Here is a 22,007-nt window from a genome sequence, read left to right as displayed (position 1 = left end):
GAAAAGGTTTCAGGCAATGACAAAACAGACGGCGCTGTATGACTGGCATCTGGCGCATGGGGCGCGCATGGTGGATTTTGCCGGATGGCAAATGCCCCTGCAATATGCCTCGCAGCTCGCCGAACATAAGGCAGTGCGTGAACTGGCGGGGTTTTTTGATGTTTCCCACATGCGCCCTTTGGATATCGAGGGCAAGGATGCCCGCAGCCTGCTCCGTCATGCCTTGGCTAATGACGTGGCCAAGCTGGATGCCCATCCGGGTAAAGCCCTGTACAGCACCTTGTTGCAGGTGGATGGCGGCATTATTGATGATCTGATTGTGTATTATCGGGGAGGTGATACTTATCGGATAGTCCTGAATGCTTCGGGTGCAGAGGCTGATACTGCCCATTTTCAAAAGCTCATCGACCAGCATGCCTGGCAAGTGACGCTAAGCAAACGTCCTGATCTGGGTATTGTTGCTGTTCAAGGACCGAAGGCGCGGGCGCGGGTGGCTGATTTGCTGCAAATACCTGCCCTGGAGTCACTGAAGTCTTTTACTGCGCTGGAACAGGATGGATTTTTTATTGGCCGGACGGGTTATACCGGCGAAGATGGCGTAGAAATCATTGCGGCGAATACCCTGTTGCCGGAACTGGCTGAGCGTTTGTTGACAGCAGGGATTGCTCCAGCAGGACTGGCTGCGCGGGATAGCTTGCGCCTGGAAGCCGGCTTGGACTTGTACGGTCAGGACATGGACACCTCGGTTTCTCCCTATGCCAGCAATCTTGGCTGGACCGTGGATTTGCGCGATTCCGATCGCGCTTTTATGGGCCGAAGCGCACTCGAAGCAGAGCTAACCCGTGGCGATGGTCCACGACTGGTAGGAATTGCCCTGTCTGCTGGTATTCCCCGGCACGGCTATGTGCTGGAAGATGCGGCGGGGACGCCTTGCGCTGTGGTCACCAGCGGTATTTTTTCTCCGAGTCTGCAGTGTGGAATTGCTCTGGCCAGGGTCAATACCCCGGTAGCGGCAGGAAGCATTTTGCAATTAGTCATTCGCGGTGCCCGCAAACCGGCCATGGTGGTCAAGCCGCCGTTCTGGCGTCAGGGCGCCGCAACTTTTACCTTTGCTGAGGAGTGTTGAGGGCATGAGCAAAATTCCGGAGTCATTGCGTTATAGCAGCACCCACGAGTGGGTTGAAGACCTGGGCGATGGACGTTATCGGGTAGGCATTACCGATCATGCCCAGGCCTTGCTGGGTGATCTGGTTTATGCCGAAGTTCCCGAAATCGAAAAAAATCTGCAGGCCGGAACGGTTTGTGGTGTCCTGGAGTCGGTCAAGGCGGCTGCGGATTTGTATGCGCCCATTGATGGCAAGGTTCTGGAGCGTAATGAGGCACTGAATGACAGTCCGCAACTGCTGAATGAAGATCCCTACGGGCAGGGCTGGATGATGGTGGTTGCAGCCGAGTCTTCTGCCTACGCAGGGCTGATGGATGCAGCTGCATACGCAAACATTGCGGAGGCGTAAGCGGAAATGCCCTATATTCCCCATGATGCGGAGGAAACAGCGGCGATGTTGGCTGCCGTTGGTGTGAATAGTCTGGATGCGCTTTTTGATGAAATTCCGTCCAGTCTGCAGGTCCATGATATGGTGCTGCCAGAAGGCTTGTCCGAGATGGCTTTGCGTCGGGAGCTCGAAGGCCGGGCTCTGGCTAACGCGCCATTAGTGTGCTTTGCCGGCGGAGGTGCCTATGCGCATCATATTCCCGCCATTGTCTGGGAAATTGCCGCTCGGGGCGAATTTTACTCTGCTTATACCCCTTATCAGCCGGAAGCCAGTCAGGGCACCTTGCAGGTACTTTATGAGTACCAAAGTTTTATCACCCGCCTGACAGGTCTGGAGGTCAGTAATGCCTCCTTATATGACGGCGCCTCCGGTTTGGCAGAAGCCTGTCTGATGGCTCTGCGTATTCAAGGAAGCGAAAAAAGCATCCTGGTGCCGGAGAATCTTCTGCCCAGCTGGCGCAGCGTGCTGGATACGGTGCTAGGCATGCAGAATATCCGTCTGCAAGCAGTGCCTTATGATCCTAACAGCGGCACCTTGCAGATTCCTGGCGATGCAAGCGATGCGGCAGCCTTGATTGTTCCCCAGATTAACGCCTTTGGCTTGCTGGAATCGGTGGACAAGCTGACAGACTGGGCACATGCCCAAGGATTGTTAACCATTGCGGTGGTCAATCCGCTGGCCTTGGCCATGTTGAAGGCTCCCGGCGACTGGGGCGGGAAGGGCGCTGATATGGCTGTGGGTGAGGGCCAACCCATGGGGATTCCGCTGACCGGAGGGGGTCCCTACTTTGGTTTTCTTGCCTGCCGCAAAACCCATGTCCGGCAATTACCGGGTCGTCTGGTCGCCAAAACCGTCGATGCCCAGGGTCGTACAGGATATTGTCTGACGCTGCAGGCGCGTGAACAGCATATCCGGCGGGGTAAGGCTACCAGTAATATCTGCACCAATCAGGGCTTGATGGTCACTGCTGCCACCATTCATATGGCGACGCTTGGAAGCCATGGTCTTCAGGAAACCGCCAGTTGTTGCCACACCCGCTCCCGGCAACTTCGAGAACTATTGGCTGCACTGCCGGGGGTGAGTTTCCCCTATGCGGGTGCTTTTTTCCATGAATGGGTATTGCGTTTGCCGATGTCCGCAACGGCGGTTCGCGACGCACTGTTGGGTCATGGGCTGCTCGCGGGTATTCCTTTGCGTGAATGGGAAATGGGTGAGCCTGGTGATTTGCTGGTGTGTACGACGGAATTACTGGAAGAAGCCGATCTGTTGACTTATCGGGACGCGCTGAAAAGCGTTCTGGAGGCCCAATGAATCCAGCTGTGACAGAAACCGTGAATGACAGCATTTTTGCCCATGATCACCATTTACCAGGACAAAAATTACCCACTGATATTCCCGAAGATTTACTCCGCAAGACGCCGCTGAATTTGCCCAATGCTTCCGAACTGGATGTTTTGCGGCATTACACCCGCTTGTCGCAGAAAAATTTTTCCATTGATACCCAGTTTTACCCACTGGGTTCCTGTACCATGAAATATAATCCGCGTATTGCTCATGCCCTGGCTTCATTACCCGGTTTTGCCCGTCTGCATCCCGATACCCCGGCCCCCGCCATGCAGGGTTTGCTGCAGGTTCTCTGGGAGTTGCAGGAATGGCTGGCGGCGGCAACGGGCATGGCGGCGGTAAGCCTGACTCCGGCGGCGGGGGCCCAGGGCGAGCTGGCTGGCGTGGCCATGATTCGCGCTTATCATCTGGCGCGGGGCGATACCGGGCGCAACAAGATGCTGATTCCTACGGCGGCTCATGGTACCAATCCAGCCAGTGCGCAAATGGCTGGATTTGAGGTCATCGAAATCCCTAACCTGCCCGATGGTGATCTGGATATGGCCGCTTTGGATGCTCACCTGGGTCCGGATGTGGCAGGAATCATGCTCACCAATCCCTCGACTTTGGGGGTTTTTGAAAGGCGTATTGCCGAAATTGCCCGCCATGTGCATGCGGCCGGAGGCCTGCTTTACTATGATGGTGCCAATCTCAATGCCATTCTCGGCCGTGTTCAGCCCGGTCAGATGGGTTTTGATGTGATGCATCTGAATTTGCACAAAACCTTCGCCACCCCCCATGGTGGGGGTGGACCAGGGGCCGGTGCTGTGGCTGTGCAGGAACGCCTCAGGCCCTTTTTGCCACTCCCCACGGTTTTGCAAGAGCCGCATGGAGCCTTGCGCTGGATGAGCATTGAAGACCTCCCACAAAGTATCGGTCAATTAAGTGCACATGGTGGAAATATCGGTGTATTGCTGCGTGCCCATGCTTATCTTCGGCGACTGGGCCGCAGCGGTGTGGGGCGGGTATCAGCCTATGCTGCCCTCAATGCCAATTACCTGCTTAAAGAACTGCAGCGCCTGGGTTATCAGGCGGCTTTCCCGGAGCGTCGTGCCAGTCATGAATTCATCCTGTCAGTGAGTGACTTGCACAAAGCCACAGGTGTTCGCGCGCTGGATGTGGCAAAACGGCTGCTGGACTTTGGTATACATGCTCCGACCATTTATTTTCCACAATTGGTGCCCGAATGTTTGCTCATAGAGCCGACCGAAACCGAAAGCAAGGCAACGCTGGATCGCTTTGTCGCGGTCATGGCGCAGATTCGTCAGGAAGCGCTGGAGCAGCCGGAGTTGCTGCGGGAGGCCCCCCATCATTTGCCAGTTGGTCGACTGGATGAGGCGCTGGCCGCCCGCAAGCTGGATGTGTCGGCAGCACCGGAATGACGATCCATCCCCGTGAAGTGTTGCCGACAGCAGTCCAGCCAGAGCAATTGCTGGCCGCTTTGGCGAAGGTTCTGTTGGGTAAGGAAAGGGCCATACGTCTTGCCTTTGCGGGTTTTTTGGCGGGCGGGCATATCCTCGTTGAGGATGTGCCAGGGGTGGGTAAAACCACTCTGGCGTTGGGACTGGCGCGCCTTTTGGGTCTGGATTTTGCGCGCGTCCAGATGACGGCTGATATGTTGCCGGGAGACATTCTCGGCAGCAGTATTTTTGATCCGCGCCAACAAGCTTTTGTTTTTCATCCCGGCCCTGTTTTCCATGGGGTGCTGCTCATGGATGAAATCAATCGGGCCTCTCCGCGCAGTCAATCAGCTTTGCTGGAGGCTATGGCTGAAGGGCAGGTTTCTGCGGATGGTCAAAGCATGGCCTTGCCTGATCCATTTTTTGTCATGGCCACCCAGAATCCCCAGGAACACGCCGGGGTTTTTCCTTTACCAGAAAGCCAGCTGGACCGTTTTACCCTGCGGTTTTCTCTGGGGTATCCCGGTCGAGAGGCAGAACGCCTGTTGCTTCAGGGGAAAAACCAACGCCCTGAAGATTTGCCGATTGTTGCGGATCGCAGGGTGTTGCAAGCCTGGCGACATGCGGTAACTACCGTATTTCTCAGCACGGAAATTGAAGACATGCTTTTGCATATGGCCCGGTGCTCACGAAATGACGAACGCCTGCGGATGGGGCTTTCACCCCGTGCTTTGCTGGCGCTTAAAGCCTCTGCCCAGGCTTGGGCTTTTATGGCAGGGCGGGATTTTGTGACGCCCGACGATTTGCGTTCCGTCGCCCTGGCTGTGTTGGGACATCGTCTGATTTCCACGGCGAATTTGGCCGGTGATGATCTGGCCGTGTTACTGGGACAGGAAGCCTGGGGTCTGGATATTCGTTTTTAAGCGGGTCATGAAGCGTAAACGCCGGGAGGTGCGTCTTTCCCGTCCAGGCAAAGTATTTGTCGGCCTGACGCTGGCGCTGGGCTTTGCTGCCGTCAATACCGGCAATAATGTTTTGTTTCTGCTGGTTTCGATGATGTTGTCCCTGATGGTGCTGTCGGGTTTTGTGGCCTTGGCCAATATCTGGCGCGTGGATGTGGTCCTGCAGCCGCAGCAGATTCTGACAGCGGAACAAAGCGGGGATTTATTGCTGCGCGTGCGTAATGGCCGGGCCTGGCCATTATGGTTGCTGGAACTACGACTGGGTGCATCCCGGCAGACCGTAACCCGCATCGCGGGTCGTCAGGAAGCACTGGTTGCGCTGCGCTGGTGTCCGGATCGGCGCGGCCAGCCACCTTTGCCCTTATTGCAGATGGGATCCGCTTTCCCCTTTTCTTTTGTGTGGAGAGGACTGCATGTCAACATTCCGGATGCAGATCTGCCCTGGGTTGCGCCTGCAGGCGGAGAAGACATCGCCATGACTCAAAATCTGGGTGATCAGATACCGTCTTCAGACCGAGCCGGCGGGCAGGGGGATTTTCTCTGGATTCGCAACTGGCGTTCTGGAGAAAGTTTGCATCAGATCATCTGGCGACGCGTAGACTGGTCAATAAATCTTCCAGGAATCATGCATCTTCCCGGCCGTGAGCAGGAAAAAACAGGACAAGAACAGGTGTTGCTGGATTGGGAGTCACCTTTTTGGCAGGCATTTTCACCGGAACAACGCTTGCGAATTTTTCGGGCAGCACTGGATAAAGCCTGGAGTCTGGGTTGGCCATGGCAATTGCTGCTGCCTGCCGGAAGCAAAAGTGGACAAGGCCTTGCCCAACGAGAAGATGCATTGCGCATGCTGGCCCAGCATCTACCCCTGCCTCCCGCTAGCTCTGCTACAGAGGAGCGGGGCGGGTGGCTCAAGCACTGGCGATTCTGGCGATGAAGAAAGCCACCCCATTGGTTTCTGCGCAAAACGTCGGACCCTTGTTGGCTGCACTGATGGGCTTGCTGGTCTTTCTCGCTCTGGGCCACGAGGCGGCCATCTGGGCCATTGTGCTGTGGTTGAGCGCCACGGGCCTGGGACTGTATGGCTCATGGAAGCAACACCCGCTTTGGTTTTCCGGTCGTCTGCGTCTGGCTGGAGGATTGCTGTTTCTACTGTTGGCTTTTGTACTTTCCGGCTGGGGTAACTGGTTGGCCATAGCCAGCCAGTCGGTATTGGTGCTGTTGGCTGTGAAAGCCCTGGAAATGCGTTCCCAGCGGGATTTTTATCAGGTGGCAGCGCTGGTACTGTTGGGTATGGGACTGGCGGCCTGGTTGCGTGTCGATGTCCTGCTGGGTATTTATCTGCTGATTACCCTTTATCTGGCGCTGTTGGGTTTACTTTGGCAGCCCTTGGCCGATGCCGCCAGTGCAAGGGGTAGTGTCGCCCTGCAGGGCCGTGATTTTCGTTATATGCTGGTATTCAGTCTGGCTTTCATGGTGTTTTTGACACCCATGACCGGGCTGTTTTTTCTGCTCCTGCCGCGTACGCCGACACCACTCTGGGCCTGGGCTCCGCCCCAGGGGAGTGCGCGTTCAGGATTCAGCCCCAATTTGGCACCAGATCAGATCAGTCGTCTGGCCGAGGATCCGGCAGTGGCCTTTCGTGCCCAGATCACTCCCAGGCCGGAGAATCCTGAGCAATTATATTGGGTTGGCGCGATTTTGTGGCATGACCAAGGGACCACCTGGGAGCCCGATCCACCCGCTGAAAAAATCTCTACAACCGATGTGCAATCAGGCAATCCGGGCCAGTTTCCTGCGGGGCTGCTCACCCGTCAGGAAATTGTGCTCAGTCCCGGAGGTAGCCATTATCTTTTTGCCTTGTCATTCCCCCGGCGCTGGCAAATCCCTTTGGCTTATCATGAACTAGGGGATGGAGTCATGCAGCTGCAGAAGCCACCATCCCTGCCGCTGCGCTATGTGGTCTGGTCAGGTGCCAGCCCTGATCTCAGTCTCAGCCCTGGCGCGCGCCATGCCGCTCTGCAGGTACCGGCAACTACGCCATCGGCTATTTTGACTTTGGCCAAAAGTCTGGCAGGCCATACTCCAAACCAAACCATTCACCATTTAATGCACTGGTTTCAGGGTCCATCATTTCACTATAGCCTGAAGGCGCCAGCCGCTTATCCGCACGGGCAGAACATGGCGGATTTTCTGCTGCATTCCCATACCGGCTTTTGTGAATATTATGCGGGAGGTCTTGCGCTTTTATTGCGTCTGGATGGTGTTCCCGCCCGTGTGGTGACTGGTTATCACGGTGGAGAATATAATCCCGTCGGTCATTACTGGCTGGTTCGCCAGAGTATGGCCCACGCCTGGGTACAGGCCTGGGTTGCCGGAAAAGGGTGGGTACGTCTGGATGCCACTCCGGCGGCTGCGGCAACTGGACTAAATAATAACGGGAATGGCGGGGCCTTTGCAGCCGATGAAGTTCCGGCAGCACAGCGGGTATGGGACTGGCTGCAGTGGGAATGGATTAACACGGTCATTGATTTGACTCCGGCCAAACAACGATCGCTCTGGACTTCTGCCGGGTTGCAGTTTTTGCATTTTTTCCAAAGCAGCCGTACTTCCAGTCAGAAAATCCTGCACTTTCCACGACATTGGTCCGGGTTTGATGCTCGGCAGCCTGCCTGGCGCGTGATAGTGGGAATTTTCGCGTTGCTTGGCCTGGTCCTGTTATGGGCCTGGTATCGGCGTAGACAGGCAACGCGAAATACTGATGCCCATGATTACTGGCGCCACCGGGCCATAGAAACGCTGCATGGCCTCGGTTTGAAAGATGCTCGTCCTGGCCAGGAAAGCGTTTTTTGCGGAGCATTACCTTTTGATTCGATGCTCCGTAACCAGTTGTTGCAGCACTATTCCCTGCAGCGCTATGGACCACATCCTGATGCGGATGGGGATGCCAAGCTGCAGGCCATTATTGTGCAAATGCGTCATAACAGCAGTACGGGATGTGATTGAACGAGCGAAGCAGAAATCTGTGGTGAAGGGTGCATACTTTCTGCTCCCTTGTCCCTTGCCTGTTGTTCTAAGGCTCATCCTGCTGTCAGGAGAGAACTCGCCCTTTGGGCTCAGACAGCTCTCCTGACGGGCGCTGGATTTCGCCAAGAACAACAACGGCTCAGGCCAAAAGTCGCAGAAAGTATGCACCCTTCACCACAGATTCCAGACGGATTAATCTAGGAAATCACTTTCCCCCGTTCCAGCCGAATGACCTGATCCGCCATACGGGTGGTGCGGGGTCGATGGGCGACAATGAGAATGGTTTTTTTGCCGTGCAGTTCTGCGAGGGTTTCGGCAATGCGCTCTTCGCTTTCGCTGTCGAGATTGCTGGTCGCCTCATCCAGTACCAGCACGGGGCGATCCAGATACAGTGCGCGGGCAATAGCCAGACGCTGACGCTGGCCGCCGGAAAAATTGGCACCGTTTCCCTGAATGGGACTGTCCAGCCCGCCACTCAGGGCCAGAAAATCCCAGGCATGCGCCTGCCGGGCAGCAATTTCTGCACGATGAAGATCGGGAGTGTCTTCACCGTAAGCAATATTGCTGAGAGCGCTGCCACTGAACAAAACCGGCTCTTGTGCTACAAAGCTGAAATAACTCCGATAGTCCCCCGCAGGGATCTGGTTTTTATCCATACCCGCCACTGTAATGCGGCCACTGCTGGCAGGAAGCAGGCCCAGAATCACCCGTATCAGACTGGTTTTGCCGCTGCCACTGGGGCCCACAAAGGCGGTGGTGGTCAGGGGTGGAATGCAAATATCCAGTCCCTGGAGAATGGATTCGTTGCCCAGTTCCAGGCGCAGATCGTGACACTGCCAGTCACCCCAAAGGCGGGGTACAGGGCTGCTATCCGTTTGTTCCGATGGCTGATCCAGCCAGGCAAAAAGCCGGTCTGCGGCTGACAACCCTTGCTGCAACTGATTATTGGCGGAAGAGAGTTGCCGCAGGGGTTCGTAAATCAGACCCAAGGCCGTAAAAAAACTGAAAAAAGCGCCGGTGCTCATGTTGCCATTGACGACCTGACTACCGCCCAGGTAGATAATGGCGGCAATCCCCAAAGCGGCGATCATTTCCATGACCGGCACGGTGGCTTTCTGAATCCGGGCGATTTGCATCATCAATTCGAAATAGTGCTGGGCCTGGTGTCCAAAACGTCTGGCCTCAAAAGGTTCACCCCCCTGACTTTTAATGACTTCCACTCCCCGCAGGCTTTGTGAAAATTGATCCATGATTTCGCCCATCTGTTCCTGCTGGGAGTTGCCTCTCTGGCGAAGTTTCTGACCAAAGCGAATCAAGGGATAAAAAGCGATGGGAAGGGTAATCAGACTGATCAGCGCCAGCTTCCAGCTCATGTAAAACACCACGAAAAGCAGGGCGACAATCTGGAAGCTGGAAAGAAAAAAACGCGCCAGCACGGAGAGTCCCTGCTGGAGTAAGGTCAGATCCAGACTCATCCTTGACAGGGTGCTACCATGACTGTGATCAATGAGAACTTCCAGCGGCAGACGCAGGGTATGACCAAACAGTTTTTCTCGCAGGCCGCGTAAAACTTCTTCCTCCACCCGGGCCAGATTGATGGCCTGGAGATAATCAGCAATACCCTTGACCGCGTAAATCAGGATGACCCCTAAGGGCAGCCAGACCAGCATGCTGACCTGGTGATCAATGAATATTCGATCCAGCACGGGTTTAATGATGTAAGCCATGGCACCCATGGCCGCACCAGATATCACCATAAAGAACATGGCTACGGCAACGCGCCCCCGGTAAGGGCGCACCAGACCGAGAAGACGGTGAAAGCTTTGCGAACGCAGCGCAGCAGAAGCGCTATCCGCGCTCACTCTTCGAGCAGGCCTCGTTTGTCTTTCACTTCCAGCCAGGCATCAGCATCTTCCGGTGCCGGTTTTTTCTGGATAATGGCCGGCCAGACCTTGGCGAGACGCGCATTGATTTCTTCATATTCTTCCTGGCCTTCGGGCAGGTCATCGTCGCGGAAAATGGCTCCGGCAGGACACTCTGGCTCACAAAGTGTGCAGTCAATACATTCGTCAGGGTCGATAACCAGAAAATTGGGACCTTCACGAAAACAGTCTACCGGACACACATCTACACAGTCCGTGTATTTACATTTGATACAAGATTCAGTCACCACGTAGGTCATGGGGGCCGGGCTCCTTGGCTTTTCGGTTTAAGGGTGGCCGGGCTGACCCGGCGAACTGGGGGCCTATTCTAGCCCAAGGCTGCCCGCCTGCCCACTGTCTATATAGGGGCCTTTTTGATAACCCGGATGGCAAGCCTGACCGTAATTCGTTATAGTTCAAATCTGGACTTTATCCCATCATCGATCAAAGAGGAGAATCCCATGGCAGTATTGGTAGGTAAAAACGCCCCCGACTTTGTGGCCCCAGCAGTCATGCCCGACAACAGCATCAATGAGAAATTCCAGTTTTCTCAGCACATCAAAGGTAAGTATGCGGTTCTCTTCTTTTACCCCCTGGACTTTACCTTTGTCTGCCCTTCAGAAATCCTGGCTTTCAATCATCGCCTGCATGAATTCAAAAGCCGTAACACCGAAGTGATTGCCTGCAGCGTGGACTCTCATTTTACCCATCTGGCCTGGAAGAATACGCCCGAAGAAAAAGGTGGTATTGGCCAGATTCAGTTGCCCATGGTGGCCGATTTATCCAAGAGCATTGCCCGCAATTATGACGTGCTGCTCAATGATGAAGTGGCACTGCGTGGCTCGTTTCTGATTGACCGTCAGGGTGTGGTGCGTCATGAAGTGGTCAATGATTTGCCGCTGGGACGGAATATTGATGAAATGATCCGTATGGTGGATGCCCTGCAGTTCTCCGAAGAGCATGGCGAAGTGTGTCCGGCCCAGTGGGAAAAAGGCAAGGCGGGCATGACCCCCACCGGTGAAGGCGTGGCGGATTTCCTGGCCAAGCACGGCAAGGATCTCTAACGTTTCTTAAATTAAGCTGAAAACGGTGGGTGGCCGGGAGGCTTTTTGCTCCAACGTCCCTTGCCTGTTGTTCTAAGGCTCATCCTGCTGTCAGGAGAGAACTCGCCCTTTGGGCTCAAACAGCTCTCCTGACGGGCGCAGGATTTCACCAAGAACAACAACGGCGCGGGCCAAAGTCGCGGCAAAGCTTCCCGGCCCACCGCCGTGCTCAGGGGATCAGTGTCCGGTTTTTACTTGACAAAAAATCGAGGGAACAGAAGAATGTTGGGATATTAGAGTATTTAAAACGACGCAGATCATTCATAAGGTTAATTTCATGACAAAGAGGGTTTCCCCAGGCCATTCAGCTTCAGCGCAGGGGAAGCAATGACTGCGCAACGTATTGATGGCAAAGCCATTGCCAAAAAACTGCAGACAGAAACCGCCGAAAAAAGTAGGGCGTTTCTCAAAAACCATGGTCGGGCTCCAGGCCTGGCAGTGGTTCTGGTAGGCAACAATCCGGCCTCCGAAGTGTATGTCCAGAAAAAACGCGACACCTGCAAAAGCGTAGGTATCCATTCTCTGGCGGTAAATCTCCCGGCCGCCAGCAGTCCTGAACAATTACTCCAGAAAATAGCCGAGTTAAATGCTGACGACAGCATTGATGGCATTCTCGTGCAATTACCCTTACCCCCGCAGTTTGATCCTGAAGTCATCATTGAAGCCATAGCCGTCGAAAAAGATGTGGATGGCTTTCATCCCTATAACGTCGGGCGTCTTGTTCTCCGCGCGCCCCTGCTGCGTTCCTGCACACCAGCCGGTATCATGACCCTGCTCGCTGAAATTGACCTGGATATTCGCGGCAAGGAAGCGGTAATTGTTGGCGCGTCCAATATTGTCGGACGGCCCATGGCTATGGAGCTATTACTGGCAGGGGCCACCGTCACGGTCTGTCATCGCTTCACCCGCAACCTTCAGGCTCATGTGGAGCGGGCAGAACTCCTGATTGCTGCCGCTGGCAAGCCGGGTTTGATTCCTGGTCAGTGGGTCCGCGACGGCGCTGTGGTGATTGATGTCGGCATTAATCGTTTACCTGATGGACGCCTGACCGGCGATGTAGACTTTGCCGAAGCTGAAAAAAGGGCAGGCTGGATTACTCCGGTTCCTGGCGGGGTCGGACCCATGACCGTGGCTACACTCCTGCAAAACACCCTGATTGCCGCCGAACAAAGAGTGCGCCAACCTCATGACTGAAAGCGAGCAGTCAGAATCCTCAGAAAATCCGGTATCTCTGGATAATGCAGATCTCTATTTCAATCGTGATCTGAGTATTCTCGCCTTTAATCAGCGGGTACTGGCACTGGCCGATGATCCGCGCGTGCCCTTGCTGGAGCGCCTACGCTTTCTGACCATTGTTTCCAGTAATCTTGATGAGTTTTTTGAAGTACGCATGGCCGGATTACTGCAAAGGCGCAAATTTGGTGCCGGGCCCTTGGGGCCTGACATGCTGGGGCCGAATCGGGAAATTGCGGCCGTTGCACAAATGGCCCATGAAATTATCCAGGAACAATATCTCTGCCTGAACCAACGTCTGCTCCCGGCCCTCGCCAAAGAAGGCATCCGCTTGCTGCGGCGCAAGCAATGGCGAGCTGCACAAAAGCGCTGGATCAGCAATTATTTTCAGACCGAAGTCATGCCCTTGTTGACCCCTCTCAGCCTGGACCCGGCGCACCCTTTTCCCAAGGTGCAAAACAAGGGGCTGAATTTTGCCATTGTGCTGGAAGGACAGGATGCTTACGGACGGCGCAGCCCCATTGCCATCGTTCAGGCCCCCCGGATTCTTCCCAGAATCATCCAGATCCCTCCCCATCTGGCGGGTCCCAGTGATTTTGTTTTTCTTTCCTCCGTCATTCACGAACACGTCACCGCATTGTTTCCTGGCCTGAAAATTCTCGGTTTCTATCAGTTCAGGGTCACCCGTAACAGCGAACTTTTTGTGGACGAGGAGGAAGTGGATAACCTCCTGGACGCACTGGTGGACGAATTGCCCATGCGCCCTTTCGGAGAAGCTGTGCGTCTGGAAGTCGCCAATAATTGCCCCCGCGAAGTGGTCGATTATCTGCTCAAACACTTTGAACTGGTAGATGACAATCTCTATTCACTGGCCGGACCGGTGAACCTGTCCAGGCTGGCGGCCATTATTGACATGGTGCCGCGCCAGGACCTGCTTTTTCCCCCTTTCGTACCGGGACTACCCAGCGTCTGTTCCCGACCGGAAAATATTTTTGCGCGCCTGCGTGAAGCTCCCATTTTGCTGCATCACCCCTACCAGAGCTTCAACCCGGTCCTTGATTTTCTGCGTCAGGCGGCGAGCGATCCCCAGGTCATTGGCATCAAACAGACCCTGTATCGCACCACCCCTGACTCACCCCTGATTGACGCCCTGATTGGAGCGGCTCTGGCGGGCAAACAGGTCACTGCCGTGGTTGAACTCAAGGCCCGCTTCGATGAAGCCAACAACATCCGCATGGCCGAGCGGCTGGAAGAAGTGGGCGTACAGGTCGTGTATGGGGTCGTCAACCACAAAGTCCATGCCAAAATGATTCTGGTATTACGTCGTGAGGAAGAAGGTATCCGCCTTTATGGCCATCTCGGCACGGGCAACTACCACCCCCGCAACGCCCGAATTTATACAGACTTGAGCCTGTTGACCGCCGATTCAGACATTACAGCCGACATGAATGACTTATTCATGCATATCACCGGCATGGGCAAGGTGCCCCAGTTGCGGCGCCTGCTGCAAAGCCCATTTACGCTGTTCAACGCGCTCATTCAGGCCATTGAGGCAGAAACCCGCAGGGGTAGCGAAGGACGTATTCTGGCACGGGTCAATGCGCTGGTGGAGCCGGAGTTGATTCGTGCCCTGTACCGGGCCTCTCAGGCGGGTGTCGAAATTGATCTGGTAGTGCGCGGTGCCTGCGCCCTGCGTCCCGGCATCCCCGGCGTTTCCGAACATATTCGGGTGCGCTCCATTGTCGGTCGTTTTCTGGAACACAGCAGGGTTTACTATTTCGGCAATGGACGGCATCCCAAGTTGTGGATTTCCAGTGCGGACTGGATGGGACGCAACCTGTTTCGCCGCCTGGAAGTCGCCGTTCCAATACAGGACCCGGACCTGCGCGCCCGGGTTCTCGAGGAAACCCTGCAGCTTTATCTGCAAGATGACTGCAATGCCTGGATCATGAAGGCGGACGGCAGCTATGAACAACTGCGCCGAAGCCCGGAAGATGACTGTCAATCCGCCCAGGAAATCCTGCTTCGGCATTATGATCGCAGCAGTCATCATGGCTAAAAAGGAGCCTTAGCGATGATCAGAATCCTGGTCCTCAACAGCAAGGGAGGTGCGGGCAAAACCACTTTGGCGACCAATCTGGCCAGCCTTCTGGCGCTGCGTGGGACGGTTCTCCTTGCCGATCTGGACCCTCAGCAATCTTCGTCCCATTGGGTCAAACGCCGATCTCCCCTGCTCCCCAAGCTGAATGTGGTGGAAGATGCCGAACGCGACTTCCGTGATTATCCCGCCAGTGACTATGTGGTCATGGATGCCCCTGCAGGGCTCAAAAAGAAACGCCTTGAAGACATGCTCGGTGAGGTAGAGGTTCTGCTGGTACCCATCGGTCCCTCCCTTTTTGATCTGGATGCCAGCCAGCTCTTTTTGCAAAAACTGGAAGAAATCAAGCGTTACCGTAAAGGTAAAGTGCGGATGGGGGTAATTGCCAATCGGGTAAATGCGCGTACCCTGGGTGCCCAGCATCTGCAAAGCGTCCTGAGTGAATGGAACCTGCCCGTGGTGGCGACCTTGCGGGATAGTCAGATTTACGTCCGTGCCGCCCAATGTGGTGCCGGAATTGCCGACCTGCGTGCCGCAGAAAATCGCAATGAATTGCCGCAATGGGTACGCATACTGAATTTTGTCATGGAGGATGATGGTGGAAGAGGAACTTAAATTACAAATCATGGACGATACGGCTCCAGTCTGGAAACGTATTGCCGAACATCCTCTACTGGCCATCAGCAAACAACCTCCGCTTCAGCTTCATGCGTTTTATTTTGATAGTCGTGACAGCGCCCTGCAACGTGCGCGTCTGGCTTACCGCGTGCGCCGCGAAGAGGATGCCTGGATAGCCACCCTCAAGGCCGGCGGTCAATCAGCGGGCGGGCTGCACCAACGTCCGGAGTGGAATGTTCCGGTCGACAGCAACCAGCCCGACCTGAGCGTCTTCACAGACAGCGAAGCCGCCGCCATGCTTGCCCCTTTCATGGAACTGGACTTGCAGGTCATTCTGGAAACCCGTTTCGAACGCCACGAAAGCCGGGTTACTCATACCGATGGCAGCGAAATCATTGTAGCGCTTGATCGCGGGGAAATTCTGGCCAGAGGCCTGAGCGAACCGATCCGCGAGGTAGAGCTGGAACTCGCCCAGGGGAATGCAGCGGCAGTGCTCGAAATGGGCGCAGCCCTCTGTCAGAATCTTCCCCTGATTCCCGACCAGGAAAGCAAACTGTTTCGCGGTTTGCGCCTGGCCGGACTAATTTCCGATGAAAAACCGCGCGACACGGCCTGGCCCCTGCACCGCCGGGAAAATGCCGGAAATGCTTTCAGCCAGATACTGACCTGGCAACTCCAGCAGATTATTCACGATACACGCACACACTGGGCCAAAACTTCTGCGGAGAGTTTTCACGGCCTGCGTAAAAGCGTGCGCAGCCTCAGAGCAACCTTGCGCTTTTGCCGCGTACTCGACCCTGACAACCTATTGCAACCCTTCCGCCTCGCACTGCAGGAATGGTTTCACCAGCAAAATCAAAAACGTGATTATGAAGCCCTGCTAGGATACTGGACCGAAATTGCCGCGACCATGACCCTGGACCCCGCCCCCTTGCAGGGCATTTTATCTGCGCAAGCACCCCAGCAAGCCGAACAATTACCGCAGTTGGTCGCCATCCTGCTGAAACTCTGGGCCAGTTTAATACGACATCCATTGACCCACGTAAAAAACCTTCAGGATTTCAGCGAATCCCAATTACATCGCGAAGACCGCAAGCTTATGGCTGCCGGCAAGATGCTGCTGGATCATCCTGAAGCCTTACACAGCCTACGCATCCGTATCAAAAATACCCGTTATGTGATGATCACCCTGGCGCCACTATGGCCCGGAAAAGACAGCAAAGCATTACTGAAATTACTGGCGACGTTGCAGGGTATTGCCGGAGAAATCCACGATGCGGACATGGCAGGCCAATATCTGAGTCCCCTGGCTAGCAATCGTAAAGCTGGTGTGGCTTTTCAGGCGGGCGCGTTATTGGGGTTCCTGCAGGGCCGCGAGGCCCGACAGCGTAAAAAATTCCAGAAATTCTGGTTGCGACTGGAATCCACGGCCCGCCCCTGGGATAGCTAAGAGGCAGGATAAGATCGCTGGATGACCTCGGCCAGATCGCGGGACAGGTTGGTTTTTGCTGCCAACAGTTGCAGGGCATGCATCATGCCTTGCTGGCGGACCTTGTCATAACGTTGCCAACGACTGAGAGGTGTGGCCAGGCGGGCGGCAGTTTGCGGGTTGATATCATCCAGCCTACGGATTTGCTCGGCAAAAAAAGCATAGCCTGATCCATCAGCCGCATGAAATAAGGTCGGATTCATGGTAAAAGCACCCAACACCGCACGCACCCGATTGGGCACTTTCCAGTCAAAGACCGGATGCACCAAAAGATGCTGCACATGGCGCAAGGTATCGAGACGCGGTGCCATGGCCTGAATGGCGAACCATTTGTCGATCACCAGCGGATAATCCTGCCATTTCTGGTAAAAATCCAGAAGGATGTCTTCGGCATCATGTTTGGGATGCTGCACCAGCAACTGAAAAGCCGCCAGACGGTCTGTCATGTTATCGGCCTGCACATATTGCTGACGCGCATGCAGGGTCATGTCCTCGTGACGACTGTGGTCACTATGAATCAGATAACTCAAGGCCATATTACGAAGACGGCGACGACCAATGGAAGCCCCATCCCGATCATAAGCGCCCGCAAGATCCTGATATAACCCTAACCATTCATCATGAAAATGTGCGCCAATTTTATCGAGCAGGGTCTCCCGCGCTTGATGAATGGCCTCCACCGCAATGACCGGCATCTGTTCACCGATATAATCCTCGCTGGGCAAAGTCAGCAACTCCGCGCGAAAGGCCGGGTCCATCTGGCTTTGTTTCAATGTGGCAGACAGCGCCTGCTTCAGGGCCGCAGGCAATACTTCAAGTCCCTGATGGTTTTTTACCCCGGCCAGCAAGGTTTTTAGGGCCAGCTCCTGGGCGCTTTCCCAGCGATTAAAAGGATCATCATCGACACAGGCCAAAAAACTGCGAGCCTGATCATCGAGAGTAATATCCAGACGCACCGGGGCAGAAAAACCCCGCAACAGGGAAGGAATTACCGGATCGGGCAAGTCCTCAAAAGTCCAACTTTGACTGGCCTGCTCCAATAAAATCACTTTTTCGGTTGCGCCTGTTTTATCCAGAACCGCTTTTTCTCCCTGGGTGTTCAATAAAGCTAGACGCACCGGAACAGGTACTGGCTCCTTGCTGGCCTGCCCGGTCGTAGCCGGGGTGGACTGCTGCAAGGTCAGCGTGTAGGAACGACTCTTGGGATCATAACTTCCCTCTGCCTTCACTTGTGGGGTTCCGGCCTGAGAATACCAGCGCCGAAACCGGGAAAGATCATAGTGGTTGGCCTCTTCCATGGCCTCCACAAAATCCTCAATGGTCACCGCATGACCATCATGTCGTTCGAAATAAAGATCCGTACCCCGCCGAAAACCTTCCCTGCCCAACAAGGTATGAATCATGCGCACCAGTTCCGCGCCTTTTTCGTACACCGTCGCCGTGTAAAAATTATTGATTTCCGAATAGGCATCGGGACGCACCGGATGCGCCAGGGGGCCAGCATCTTCAGGAAACTGGGCAGCACGCAGGCGGCGCACATCGCCAATCCGTTGCACCCCGCGCGAATTCATGTCGGCACTGAATTCCTGATCACGAAATACCGTCAAACCTTCTTTGAGGCTCAGTTGAAACCAGTCCCGCAAGGTCACCCGGTTACCCGTCCAGTTATGAAAGTATTCATGGGCAATGACCGATTCAACGCCCTGATAATCCGTATCGGTGGCGGTTTCAGGACTGGCCAGCACATATTTCGAATTGAAAATGTTGAGGCCCTTGTTTTCCATGGCGCCCATATTGAAACTGTCGGTCGCCACAATCATGTAGCGGTCCAGATCATATTCCCGCCCGTAAACCTCTTCATCCCAGCGCATGGCCCGCTTCAGGCTTTCCATGGCCTGATCGCAGGCTCCAAGGTCCCGTTCGGCCACATAAATTTCCAGCGTTACCGACCGGCCCGATTGCGTAACAAAAACATCACGCTGCACGGCCAGATCACCGGCTACCATGGCAAATAAATAAGCGGGTTTGGGATAAGGATCTTCCCAACGCGCCCAATGCCAATCGTTGTCTTCATCCCCCTGGGCAATACAATTCCCATTGGCCAGCAACACCGGACAGGTTTTTCGGGAAGCGTGCAAAGTCACCGTAAATTTGGCCAGACAATCCGGACGGTCCAGATAATAAGTAATCCGCCGGAAACCCTCTGCCTCACATTGCGTCAAAAATTGCCCACCGGCAAAGTACAAACCAGACAGGGTCGAATTGGCAGCAGGATGAATTCGAACCCGGGTTTCCAACACAAATTCCGGCTCCGGGTTCAACAAGGTCAAACCCGTCGCATCAGAACGAAACAAATTTTCCGCCAAAGGCTGACCATCTCGCAAAACACTCAGTAATTCGAGGGATTCGCCGTCCAGGTGCAACACCGATACCGGCTCTGAACCCAGCCGCTGAAAATGCAGACGGGCCTCCACTTCGGTGTTTTCCGGGTCCAGATGAACATTCAGCGCGACATCGGTAATCCGATAAAGGGGCGGCTGATAATCTTCGCGATGAATAACCGCGTTATTATCTTGGGCAATCATCAATGGCAAGCTCCATTTTCCAGGCTGCTGATATGATCCACAAAATCGGCCAGACTTGAACGATCCAACCCATGCGCCAGAACAGCCTGAGCATGTGCATTACAATAAATCAGGGTCGGGGTCGCCACTTCTCCACTTTCACTCAGCAGCTTGGTATTGTTTTCTACCGCAGCCTGAGTCGCCGGGTCAGGGTTTTTGGCGGGAGCAATACCACCCTCTTCCGTTGCCTCATCAAAGCCTTTTTCATTTTCCGCCATGGCCGCAGCAGGGTCACTGGCCCCTAAAATGGCCGCCGCTTTCCCGGCGCTGCTGGGCTTCAGGAAAGCCACGACCACATAGCGGACGCGCAATTTTCCTGCGGCAATCAGCGGTTTGGCTTCTTCGTAAAACTTGTGACAATAAATGCAGTTAGGGTCCACAAAAGCCGTGAGTTCCGGTCCCTTGTTTCCCAGCACAAAACTATCTGCATGCGCGGCTTTTTCGGCCAAAACCGTAGCCGATGCCGCTTTAGGAATAAGCCCCAGCTTGATCATGTCGGCATGGGCGGCATCCTGACCTTGCTGATTGAGCACCGGCCCGGCCACCAGATATTGTCCATCTGCCGTCGCATAGGCAATGGTCGGATGACCTTCCATACTGACTTCAATGCCCGTCAAACCTCCAGGCCCAGGAAAAACCTTTTCAGCACTGGCCTGGCCGTGGGTGACATCATTCAGCAGCTGCTTGGCACCATTCAGACTCAACTGACTGCTGCTCGTGGCGGAGTCAGGATTGATGGCAAAGCGTTCGATGACTGCCCCCGTTAAGCCGCCAATAATTAACAGACCCACTGCCAGAGCGATAGATGATTTGTCCATGTATGAAAGTTGATCCTGTAGATTCTGAAAAAAGTGATAACGGAAGATTGTAAACCGCTGAGCGCATCAAGACCAGAAAACGGCAAGATCCGTAAAAACCATTGATCAGTTGCGCGGCAAGCTCTTGAGAGAAGACCTTCAACACCGGTGATGGTTCCCGAAATGGACGTTTTAGAGGCTGTTACCAATGCGCAGCAGACCAACCACCTGCCCCTCAATCTGCAGGTCATCACGGGACAAATCCACCTCAATAGGAGAAAAATCCGGATTTTCGGGTAACAGGCTGACTTTGCTCTGCTTCCGTTGCCAACGCTTGACCGTAACCTCTCCGTTGACTCGGGCCACTACAATCTGGCCATTTTGCGGCGTAAAACCAGCTTCATGGCGCACCGCCAGAATATCGCCATCCAGAATACCCGCATCGCGCATACTCATACCCTGCACCCGCAACAAATAATCAGCCCCCGGCGAAAATAGTTTAGGGTCCACCGGCAACTGCCCTTCGCGAAACTCCTCAGCCAGCATCGGCTGCCCGGCGGCCACCCGACCCACCAAAGGCAAGCCCATGGTCTCGCTTAAATCTTCGTGCAGGCGAATACCCCGTGCGGTACCATTTTGCAACTCCAGATAACCCTTACGCGCCAACATGCGCAAATGGGTTTCCGCCGCATTGGGCGAACGAAAGTCAAAGGCTTTCATCAATTCCGCGCGAGTGGGTGGCAAACTGTCTTCCAACATCCGGGTGCGAATCCAGGCCAGAATCTCGGCCTGACGCGGGGTCAGTTTATCCATGCCATGCCTCCAGAAAGCTCAGTGCGCATAATTGTGTATTTTTATACAGCACGAAGAAAAACGCAAGACCGCTGCCAACACGACAAAATGCTGACAGCTTGCTAATCAAGGCCTTCCAGGTTCCTGCCGGTTTCTTGACGACCGTCGCCATAAGACAAGCACCCTCCAGATTCAGCACGGTACCGAACCTGCATCTGAGCAGCAGAGGATTGTCAATGACTAATTTATAACTATTTGATTTAATTGGTGGGCCCGCACGGACTCGAACCGTGGACCAAGGGATTATGAGTTCCATTTTAAATCAATGGATTAGATTGCCTCTGAGTGTTCGTGTTTGGGTACAATTGCCCTAGCTCGTTATTTTTATTTGGGTTATGTTGGTTCCAGACAAGTCTCGTTGGCGGGACTACTGTACCGCTACTGTACCAAATTATGCTGTGGGGCTTGCATGTAGCGGGTCATGCGCTAGGATTGGGGTTGGCCCTGTAAAAATAGGTCACTGGTTATGCCCGAATTAGAAAATGATTGGATGGTCCTTACCACCATCAACACGCCGCGTCGTGAATTAGTCAACGGCGACGATGTAGAAAGCTGGTTGCGGGATACTACTGTGCAGCAGGACACGATGGGCTTGCAAACCTTTTTCTATGAATGTGACCTGGGCGCACAACTGGGATTTTTAGAAGCAAGGGATATTCCGGTGGAACAGGCTTTGGCGACGCTGGATAAATATGTGCGCCCATGGTTCCCAAACGGCTATCACTTTTTACTCGATGATTGGAAAGTGGCCTGATGGAAGCTTGGGAACCGCTTTTTGATAAAGCTATGCAAGCTTTGGATTCGCTGCCCAGTAACCGGTAACTGAGCGGCGTTATATCCTGAAATTTTCAGAGGCTCAGAATAATCTCCCAGGATAGGACTGAGGAGAAAATACATGGTGCCATCAAAACTACGCAGGAAAGCCCCGCGCCGCAGCGCCCAAGCCTGG

The 22,007-nt window shown here is 54.5% G+C and carries 20 protein-coding genes; 13 read left to right on the top strand and 7 right to left on the bottom strand.

Annotated features, from left to right (window positions below):
• The first annotated feature begins 16 nt into the window (after nucleotides 1–16).
• From gcvT to HAP95_RS12635, 7 genes are read left to right on the top strand one after another with little or no spacing between them, the layout of a single operon-like run.
• Nucleotides 17–1,126 (top strand): glycine cleavage system aminomethyltransferase GcvT, encoded by a 1,110-nt coding sequence (gene gcvT / locus HAP95_RS12665; RefSeq protein WP_215884543.1) that lies wholly within the window; start codon nucleotides 17–19, stop codon nucleotides 1,124–1,126.
• A gap of 4 nt (nucleotides 1,127–1,130) precedes the next feature.
• Complete coding sequence (gene gcvH, locus HAP95_RS12660) at nucleotides 1,131–1,514, top strand: glycine cleavage system protein GcvH (protein ID WP_215884542.1); 384 nt, start codon at nucleotides 1,131–1,133, stop codon at nucleotides 1,512–1,514.
• A 6-nt stretch (nucleotides 1,515–1,520) separates the two neighbouring features.
• Nucleotides 1,521–2,864 (top strand): aminomethyl-transferring glycine dehydrogenase subunit GcvPA, encoded by a 1,344-nt coding sequence (gcvPA, locus tag HAP95_RS12655; protein WP_215884541.1) that lies wholly within the window; start codon nucleotides 1,521–1,523, stop codon nucleotides 2,862–2,864.
• On the top strand, nucleotides 2,861–4,318 hold the full coding sequence (gene gcvPB / locus HAP95_RS12650; RefSeq protein WP_215884540.1) for an aminomethyl-transferring glycine dehydrogenase subunit GcvPB: 1,458 nt from the start codon (nucleotides 2,861–2,863) through the stop codon (nucleotides 4,316–4,318). The genes gcvPA and gcvPB overlap by 4 nt, the downstream gene beginning before the upstream one ends.
• A complete protein-coding gene (locus tag HAP95_RS12645; protein WP_215884539.1) occupies nucleotides 4,315–5,259 on the top strand; it encodes an AAA family ATPase in 945 nt (314 codons plus the stop codon). Before gcvPB ends, HAP95_RS12645 begins: the two co-directional genes overlap by 4 nt.
• A gap of 7 nt (nucleotides 5,260–5,266) precedes the next feature.
• A complete protein-coding gene (locus HAP95_RS12640) occupies nucleotides 5,267–6,232 on the top strand; it encodes a hypothetical protein (RefSeq protein WP_215884538.1) in 966 nt (321 codons plus the stop codon).
• Nucleotides 6,202–8,301 carry a transglutaminase TgpA family protein gene (locus HAP95_RS12635; RefSeq protein WP_368356587.1) on the top strand — a complete coding sequence of 700 codons (2,100 nt, stop codon included), beginning with the start codon at nucleotides 6,202–6,204 and terminating at the stop codon, nucleotides 8,299–8,301. The genes HAP95_RS12640 and HAP95_RS12635 overlap by 31 nt, the downstream gene beginning before the upstream one ends.
• 218 nt (nucleotides 8,302–8,519) lie before the next feature.
• Here HAP95_RS12635 and HAP95_RS12630 read toward each other — a convergent pair whose 3' ends face one another.
• Nucleotides 8,520–10,184 carry an ABC transporter ATP-binding protein gene (locus HAP95_RS12630; protein ID WP_215884537.1) on the bottom strand — a complete coding sequence of 555 codons (1,665 nt, stop codon included), beginning with the start codon at nucleotides 10,182–10,184 and terminating at the stop codon, nucleotides 8,520–8,522.
• Nucleotides 10,181–10,504, bottom strand: a complete 324-nt coding sequence (fdxA, locus tag HAP95_RS12625; RefSeq protein ID WP_010639763.1) for a ferredoxin FdxA — start codon at nucleotides 10,502–10,504, stop codon at nucleotides 10,181–10,183. The genes HAP95_RS12630 and fdxA overlap by 4 nt, the downstream gene beginning before the upstream one ends.
• 201 nt (nucleotides 10,505–10,705) lie before the next feature.
• Here fdxA and HAP95_RS12620 point away from each other — a divergent pair, with 201 nt between their 5' ends.
• The 5 genes from HAP95_RS12620 (at nucleotide 10,706) to HAP95_RS12600 (ending at nucleotide 16,746) form a co-directional block, all read left to right on the top strand.
• Nucleotides 10,706–11,308 (top strand): peroxiredoxin, encoded by a 603-nt coding sequence (locus HAP95_RS12620; protein ID WP_010639765.1) that lies wholly within the window; start codon nucleotides 10,706–10,708, stop codon nucleotides 11,306–11,308.
• A 366-nt stretch (nucleotides 11,309–11,674) separates the two neighbouring features.
• The gene (gene folD / locus HAP95_RS12615) at nucleotides 11,675–12,541 is read left to right on the top strand and encodes a bifunctional methylenetetrahydrofolate dehydrogenase/methenyltetrahydrofolate cyclohydrolase FolD (RefSeq protein WP_215884536.1); all 867 of its coding nucleotides are present in this window, start codon (nucleotides 11,675–11,677) and stop codon (nucleotides 12,539–12,541) included.
• Complete coding sequence (ppk1, locus tag HAP95_RS12610; RefSeq protein ID WP_215884535.1) at nucleotides 12,534–14,639, top strand: polyphosphate kinase 1; 2,106 nt, start codon at nucleotides 12,534–12,536, stop codon at nucleotides 14,637–14,639. The genes folD and ppk1 overlap by 8 nt, the downstream gene beginning before the upstream one ends.
• A 15-nt stretch (nucleotides 14,640–14,654) precedes the next feature.
• The gene (locus HAP95_RS12605; protein WP_215884534.1) at nucleotides 14,655–15,293 is read left to right on the top strand and encodes a nucleotide-binding protein; all 639 of its coding nucleotides are present in this window, start codon (nucleotides 14,655–14,657) and stop codon (nucleotides 15,291–15,293) included.
• On the top strand, nucleotides 15,274–16,746 hold the full coding sequence (locus tag HAP95_RS12600; RefSeq protein ID WP_226832764.1) for a CYTH and CHAD domain-containing protein: 1,473 nt from the start codon (nucleotides 15,274–15,276) through the stop codon (nucleotides 16,744–16,746). The genes HAP95_RS12605 and HAP95_RS12600 overlap by 20 nt, the downstream gene beginning before the upstream one ends.
• On the opposite strand, the gene pepN is transcribed toward HAP95_RS12600, so the two are convergent.
• The 4 genes from pepN to HAP95_RS12580 form a co-directional block, all read right to left on the bottom strand.
• Nucleotides 16,743–19,370, bottom strand: a complete 2,628-nt coding sequence (pepN, locus tag HAP95_RS12595) for an aminopeptidase N (protein ID WP_215884532.1) — start codon at nucleotides 19,368–19,370, stop codon at nucleotides 16,743–16,745. The two genes, HAP95_RS12600 and pepN, sit on opposite strands and share 4 nt — an antisense overlap.
• On the bottom strand, nucleotides 19,370–20,227 hold the full coding sequence (gene dsbG / locus HAP95_RS12590) for a thiol:disulfide interchange protein DsbG (RefSeq protein WP_215884531.1): 858 nt from the start codon (nucleotides 20,225–20,227) through the stop codon (nucleotides 19,370–19,372). Before dsbG ends, pepN begins: the two co-directional genes overlap by 1 nt.
• Before the next feature lie 171 nt (nucleotides 20,228–20,398).
• Entirely contained in the window at nucleotides 20,399–21,019 is a 621-nt protein-coding gene (gene lexA / locus HAP95_RS12585) for a transcriptional repressor LexA (protein WP_215884530.1), read from the bottom strand.
• A complete protein-coding gene (locus tag HAP95_RS12580) occupies nucleotides 21,012–21,170 on the bottom strand; it encodes a hypothetical protein (protein ID WP_215884529.1) in 159 nt (52 codons plus the stop codon). The genes lexA and HAP95_RS12580 overlap by 8 nt, the downstream gene beginning before the upstream one ends.
• A gap of 354 nt (nucleotides 21,171–21,524) precedes the next feature.
• Between HAP95_RS12580 and HAP95_RS12575 the strand changes: the two genes are divergently transcribed.
• On the top strand, nucleotides 21,525–21,812 hold the full coding sequence (locus tag HAP95_RS12575; protein WP_215884528.1) for a hypothetical protein: 288 nt from the start codon (nucleotides 21,525–21,527) through the stop codon (nucleotides 21,810–21,812).
• Here HAP95_RS12575 and HAP95_RS12570 read toward each other — a convergent pair.
• Nucleotides 21,779–22,007 (bottom strand): hypothetical protein (locus tag HAP95_RS12570; protein ID WP_215884527.1); only part of this gene is annotated, 229 nt, incomplete at its 5' end. The genes HAP95_RS12575 and HAP95_RS12570 overlap by 34 nt on opposite strands.

The sequence above is a fragment of the Acidithiobacillus sulfurivorans genome (assembly GCF_018853815.1).
GTDB lineage: Bacteria > Pseudomonadota > Gammaproteobacteria > Acidithiobacillales > Acidithiobacillaceae > Acidithiobacillus > Acidithiobacillus sulfurivorans.
This window is presented reverse-complemented; position numbering and strand designations above follow the sequence as displayed.